Origin of the sequence: Micromonospora sp. AMSO12t (genome assembly GCF_008806585.1) — a bacterium.
Lineage (GTDB): Bacteria > Actinomycetota > Actinomycetes > Mycobacteriales > Micromonosporaceae > Micromonospora > Micromonospora reichwaldensis.
Window position 1 is genome coordinate 1 of sequence record NZ_WAAS01000357.1, and the last position, 5,501, is coordinate 5,501.

A 5,501-nucleotide genomic window follows, 5' to 3' on the forward strand; every position below is an offset into this window, starting at 1 on the left:
CGGTCGTGGGCGGCGTCGTGCCGCTGACCCCGCCGGTCGCGGTGCCGCCGCTCCAGGTGTACGCCCCGCTGGTGGCCGTCTTTCCGGCGGGCACGGCGAGCCGGGTGCCGTCGGAGAACGTGACCGTCAGCGGCGCGGCGGTGATGTTGCTCGCCACGTAGGTGCGCGCGCCGTTGCGCTGGAACACCGCCGCCAGCGGGTGGTTGGCCGTGACCGGGGTGTGCACCGTCCCGAGGGCCGCGAGGTTGCGGATCCAGTGGAAGGTGTGCGCCCGGCTCTCGCCCTCCTCCGGCGTGTACCCGGGGTTCGCGCGGAGCTTCGCCAGCGCCGCGTCCGGGTCGCCGAGCGCCAGGAACTGCCAGAGGATGTCCTGCCACACCGTCGGTTCGCCGCCGTTGTTGCGCACCAGTTCCTGGTAGTTGGCGCGGTTGGACGCCGGGTACTGCCCAAGGTAGAGGTGCCCGCCCGTGACCGGGAGCATGTTGATGCCCTGGATCATCTCCGGGTCGGCGCTGAACCAGGTGGCGTACGCGCCGCCGTCACCCCAGACCATGCCGACCGTGGAGTGCCCGAACGCTGCCGGGTAGTTCTCGTTCGTCACGTCGAACCAGTACTCGTGGATCGCCGCGGCCTGGGTGGTGTGGATGAAGATGCCGGCGTCGCGTACGGCGGTGTTGCCGGTCGCCTGACCCCACTGGATGAGGGCGTTGGCGAAGTTCATCCCCTCGGACGAGGACTCCTGGTTGTTGCCGGCGTTGAACGAGCCGTGCCCGGCGGCCCAGTCGTGCCCGGCGTAGATGTCGAAGTCGCGCAGGTACGGGAAGCGGTTGTCCGTGCGGTCGTAGTTGTTCGCGTCCCGGATCAGCAGGTCGATCATGCCGCCGTACTGGTCCTGCCGGGCCCAGGTCGGGTCGAACTTGGCCAGCGTGGCGGCGGCGGCGATGTAGTAGCCGTAGTGGAAGTGGTGGTCGTTGAGTTCCTGGTCGGAGCCGTAGGAGGCCGGGTAGCCGATCAGGGTTCCCCAGTTGCGGTCGTAGTGGAAGACGCCCTCGGTCTCCCCGGGCGTGGCAGTGAGCCAGTCGTTCAGGGTGCCCCGGATGGCGTTCAGCGCGGCGGTACGCGTCTCGGCGTCGCCGACCTGGTCGGCGATCTCGGCGATCCGGGCGGCCCGGCCCAGGCCCTTGCCCGTCCAGTAGGTGTCGGTGCCGCGCTGGTCCATCGGGTTGCCCCGGACCGCCGCCAGGTGGGTGCGCAGCGTCGTCAGGTCCGCCCCGGTGCCGGTGGCGACGGCGGGAACCTCCGGCAGTACGCCGTTGAACTTCATCGAGGTGCGGAACGCGTCGACGCCGGTGAGCACCTTCATCCGGCCGCGCGCCGACGGGTAGGTGAGCGCCAGCGGGGTGGCTCCTGTCAGCGACCGCCACTGGTGCGGGTAGAGGCTGACGACCGTCCGGTTCGCCGTGCCCTCCCGGGCGGTCGTGGTGAACGCGTACGTGGTGTTGACGGTGCTGGTCGCCTGGTCGTAGGCGTACGAGACCCGGGTGCCGGTGACGTGGGCGTGGGCGTACTGGCCGTAGGTGGTGGCCAGCCCGGTGCGGGTGGCGGCGTCGGTGCTCGGGGTGGTGGGCAGCAGGGCGACGGAGAAGTAGCCCTTGCCGGCCAGGGTGGAGGTGATCCGTCCACCGCTGACGGTCCAGGTGGCGCCGGTGGGCGCGTACGCCACGTAGTCGTGCCCCCGGACGGTGAAGCCGATCGTGGCGCCGCTGTTCGACCAGACCGTGGGGCTGCCGCCGGTGGCGTTGACCAGGGCGTTGCCGCCGCTGGTGCGGAAGTACGCGAACGGAAGTCCGTGGCCGATGGTGGCGCGCATGGTCCGGGCGCCGTCGGTCCAGTGCGGGGTGACCGTCCAGTCGGTCCAGCCGTCGACCTTGACGACCGGGGCACTCAGCCCCGCGATGCCGACCCGGATGTCCTCGGAGTACGTGTACTTGAACTCGCCGACGCCGGTCGCGGTGCCGCTGATCGTCGGGGTGGAGGTGGCCGAGATCCCGAGGCCGTCGCCGGCCGGCTGGTAGGAGGCCGGGTGCGCGTGCAGCGGCTCGCTGTAGGAGCAGTTGGTCCGCTTCCACAGCAGCGACGACCACCAGTCGTTGGTGGGTACCGGCCCGGGGGGCGCGTCGGCGGTGGCGAACTGCCGGGGGTTGGTGGTCATGTCTCCGCAGCCGGTGGGCAGGGGGCCCACGCGGTCGGTGGTGTAGCTGCCGGCGCCGACGGTGGCGGCCTGGGCGGGGGTGGTGGTCACGACGGCGAGGCCGCCGAGGGCGAGGGCCAGGGCGGAGGTGGCCGCCACGGCCCAGGTGCGGCGTGTCGCAGGAGGTGTCACAGTGCCTCCGGTCGGGGGGCGCCGGTCGGGGACGGGCGCGTTCTGCGAGCGAATTGTGTGGAAAGTGGTCTCAGAGAGCGCTCTCTTGCGACGGGACGCTAGCCCAGCGTCGAGACTTCCGTCAATGTTTCCCAGCGATGAAGCGCTGATGACGACAAACCGGAGCGGGTCGTCAGGCGGTCGGCGGGGCCTTCGGGCAGCCGTGTCGGCGGTGCCAGGCGGCCACCTCGGCGGCCGGTTCCTTGTTGCCCTTGCGCCGCCACGAGTTCAGGTACGGCGCCGGCCAGACCACGCCCCGGCGGATCCACCAGCCGTCCCGGCCCGTGCACGGCGGGGAGATGCCGAAGTGCAGGTGGCACACGTTGTTCGCGTTACCGGTCCGGCCCACCTCGCCGAGCCGCTGCCCGGCGCGCACCCGCACCCCGACGTCGATGCCGTCGGCGACGCGGCGCAGGTGGGAGCCGTAGTAGCGCACCCCGTCGTCGCCGAGCAGCGACACCGACAGCCCGCCGTTGTGCGGCCCCCGCGGCCCGCGCCTGTCGAACCGGTCGACCCGGCTGACCTCGAGGAGGACGCCGTCGGTCACCGCCACGACCGGCTCGCCACAGTCGGCGAAGATGTCCGTCCCCGGATAGGCCGAGTGGGTCGGGTGGTAGGCGACGTTCGCCGCGCGTACCGGAAAGACGTGCGGCAGCCCGGCGCGGGTCGGCGCGGTCGACGGGCCGGTCGGGGCGGCGGCGCCGGTCGGGCTGGGAGCGCCGGTCGGGGTGACGGCCGGCGGCGCGGGCTGCCCGGCCGTCGCCGGCAGGCTCGGCCGGGGTGCGCCGGGCGTCGTCCCGGGCCGCGTCGTCGCGCAGCCGGCGGCCAGCACCGGCACCAGCACCAGCAGGACCGGGTACGCCGGACGCGCGCGGCGTCCGATCGTCGGCGAGGGCATCCGGTCATCCTCGCAGAGTCGGTACGGTGGTGGAGGTGCGCGGCAGAAGGGGAGGGGTCGATGACGACCGGACGGTACGCCTTCCCGCCCGAGCCGGACGCCGGGTTCCGGCCGGCGCCACGGGTCCCCTCGGGGCTCTTCCCGTCCACGCCGCCGTCCCAGCCCACCTACCGCGAACCGCACCCGGTCACCGGCGCGGGCGTCGCGTCCGGCGCCGCCGTGGCGACCGTCTGGCTGCTCCTGTTCGGCCTGCTCGGCCGCGGCGTGCCCGGGTACGCCTGGTGGACGCTGCTGGCCGGCGGCCTGGCCTGGCTGGCCGCGCTGCTGCTGGTCCGCGCGGGCGACCGGGGCGTGGCCACCGGCATCGCGATCGTCACCGCCGGCGGGTGGAGCATCGCCGCCGCCATCGTCACGGTGCGGTGGGTGTCGAGCGGGGACTGGCCGCTCTGGTGAGCCCGGTCCGGCCCGTCCCGCGACCCGCCTGGCGGCACCCGTTCCGGCGGGCCCGTGGCTGCGCTGCGTCGCGGGCCGGCTGCGCAGCGAATCCTGCCTTGACGTGGCCGCCCGAACTCGGCACCCTCGGCGTTATGGCCTGGACCACTCCGCGGCTCGATCCCGAGCGCAGCCGCCGTCGCCAGCAGCTCCTCGCCGAGTTGGCGGGCGCCCGGGCGGTACGCCAGCGCGTACGGCCGCAGCGGGTGCGCAGCGAGCGCCTGCGGGAGCTGATCGCCACCCGCCGCCGGGTCGCCGGCTGACGACCGGCAGACTTTCCCCAGGATTGACCGGCCCTTCGGGGCGTTGACCGGTCGACTGCCGACCCGACCGGCTAACGTGCACGCGTAACGGGTCGGCCTGCCGAGGCTCTTTTGGGGGAACCGTGTCGTACTTCGCTGCGGCCGTCGTACGTGACGACAGCGGTTGGACGGCCGCCGAGGTGAACCTGCGGGGGGTCACCGACATCGAGGACGTCGCCGACCGGCTGCGCGACGTCGACCCCGACGCCGACCTGTCGCTGCTCTTCGTCGAGGCCGACGACACGTACCTGGTGGTCATGCGCCTGGACGAGGGGGAGGACCTGCGGGTCTTCGGCTCCGACTCGGCCTATGCGGAGGAGTCCCGGCTGGGCGCCCTGCTGGTCGGGGACCTGAAGACCTCGGTGACCGGGCTCGACGACACCGACGAACCGCGCCCGTCCGGCCGCGGCGACGACGACACCGAGCAGCCCGCCGTCGACCCCGAGGCCGACCCGGTCGGCGAGGCGGACCTCCTGGCCGACCTGGGCATCCCCGCGCAGAAGCTGCTCAACCTCTGCGCGCAGGAGGGCATGATGCCGGCCGACGTCACCGCCGAGGTGTGCCAGGTGCTCGGCTGCGCCGACGAGGTCGAGGAACTGCGTGAGGTCTGAGCCGTCCGGGCCGGGCCGGGCCGGTACGGGCGGCGCCGAGCCGGCCGACGCGACCGATCCGGCGCTGGGCACCGTACGCCCCGGTCAGCCGACCCCGGGCGCGGCGGGCCGGGTCGGGCCCGGCGCCCACGAGGGGCTGGCCGAGCCGGACGGCGCCGGCCGGCGGCAGCGGCACGAGCTGTGGATGCGGCGGGCCCTGGCGGTCGCCGTGACCGGCCCCGACAGCCCCGCGGACGCCGGCCCCGACGCCGCCGACGACGACATCCCGGTCGGCGCCGTGCTCTACGGGCCGGACGGTGCCGAACTGGCGATCGGGCGCAACGAGCGGGAACTGACCGGCGACCCGACCGCGCACGCCGAGGTGCTGGCGCTGCGCCGGGCCGCCGGACGGCTCGGCCGCTGGCGGCTCGACGGCTGCACCCTGGTCGTCACCCTGGAACCCTGCACGATGTGCGCGGGCGCGCTGGTGCTGGCCCGGGTGTCCACCGTGGTCTTCGGCGCCTGGGAGCCCAAGACCGGGGCCGCCGGGTCGCTGTGGGACGTGCTGCGCGACCGCCGGCTCAACCACCGGCCGGAGGTCTACGGCGGCATCCTGGAGTCGGAGAGCGCCGCCATCCTGCGCGCCTTCTTCCGGGTGTGAGGAAGGGCGCCTTCCTGACGTCTGCGGTACAGGAATGGCCCCTTCCTGACCCCTCGGGCGGGCCGCCCGTGCCGGGGTGCCGGGGCTCAGGCGTCGGCCGGGGCGGGCCGGAGCAGGGTCGCGGCCACCGCGCGGG

Annotated in this window: 6 protein-coding genes; 4 read left to right on the forward strand and 2 right to left on the reverse strand. The window is 74.0% G+C overall.

Going from position 1 to position 5,501, the window contains the following annotated elements; all coding sequences use genetic code 11:
* Both F6X68_RS34695 and F6X68_RS30220 read right to left on the reverse strand, forming a co-directional pair.
* A partial coding sequence (locus tag F6X68_RS34695; RefSeq protein WP_255474800.1) for a glycosyl hydrolase occupies positions 1 to 2,383 on the reverse strand: 2,383 nt, incomplete at its 3' end.
* Between the two features lie 172 nt (positions 2,384 to 2,555).
* Positions 2,556 to 3,320 carry a M23 family metallopeptidase gene (locus tag F6X68_RS30220; protein WP_151457441.1) on the reverse strand — a complete coding sequence of 255 codons (765 nt, stop codon included), beginning with the start codon at positions 3,318 to 3,320 and terminating at the stop codon, positions 2,556 to 2,558.
* 60 nt (positions 3,321 to 3,380) lie between these two features.
* On the opposite strand from F6X68_RS30220, the gene F6X68_RS30225 reads away from it, so the two are divergent.
* The 4 genes from F6X68_RS30225 to F6X68_RS30235 all read left to right on the forward strand — a co-directional run bounded on the left by F6X68_RS30225 (position 3,381) and on the right by F6X68_RS30235 (position 5,365).
* Positions 3,381 to 3,773 (forward strand): hypothetical protein, encoded by a 393-nt coding sequence (locus F6X68_RS30225; RefSeq protein WP_151457442.1) that lies wholly within the window; start codon positions 3,381 to 3,383, stop codon positions 3,771 to 3,773.
* A gap of 134 nt (positions 3,774 to 3,907) precedes the next feature.
* Complete coding sequence (locus F6X68_RS33725; RefSeq protein ID WP_165947875.1) at positions 3,908 to 4,075, forward strand: hypothetical protein; 168 nt, start codon at positions 3,908 to 3,910, stop codon at positions 4,073 to 4,075.
* Between the two features lie 122 nt (positions 4,076 to 4,197).
* A complete protein-coding gene (locus F6X68_RS30230) occupies positions 4,198 to 4,725 on the forward strand; it encodes a tRNA adenosine deaminase-associated protein (protein ID WP_151457443.1) in 528 nt (175 codons plus the stop codon).
* Positions 4,726 to 4,909: 184 nt separating this feature from the next.
* On the forward strand, positions 4,910 to 5,365 hold the full coding sequence (locus tag F6X68_RS30235) for a nucleoside deaminase (RefSeq protein ID WP_192581603.1): 456 nt from the start codon (positions 4,910 to 4,912) through the stop codon (positions 5,363 to 5,365).
* The last annotated feature ends 136 nt before the right edge of the window (positions 5,366 to 5,501 follow it).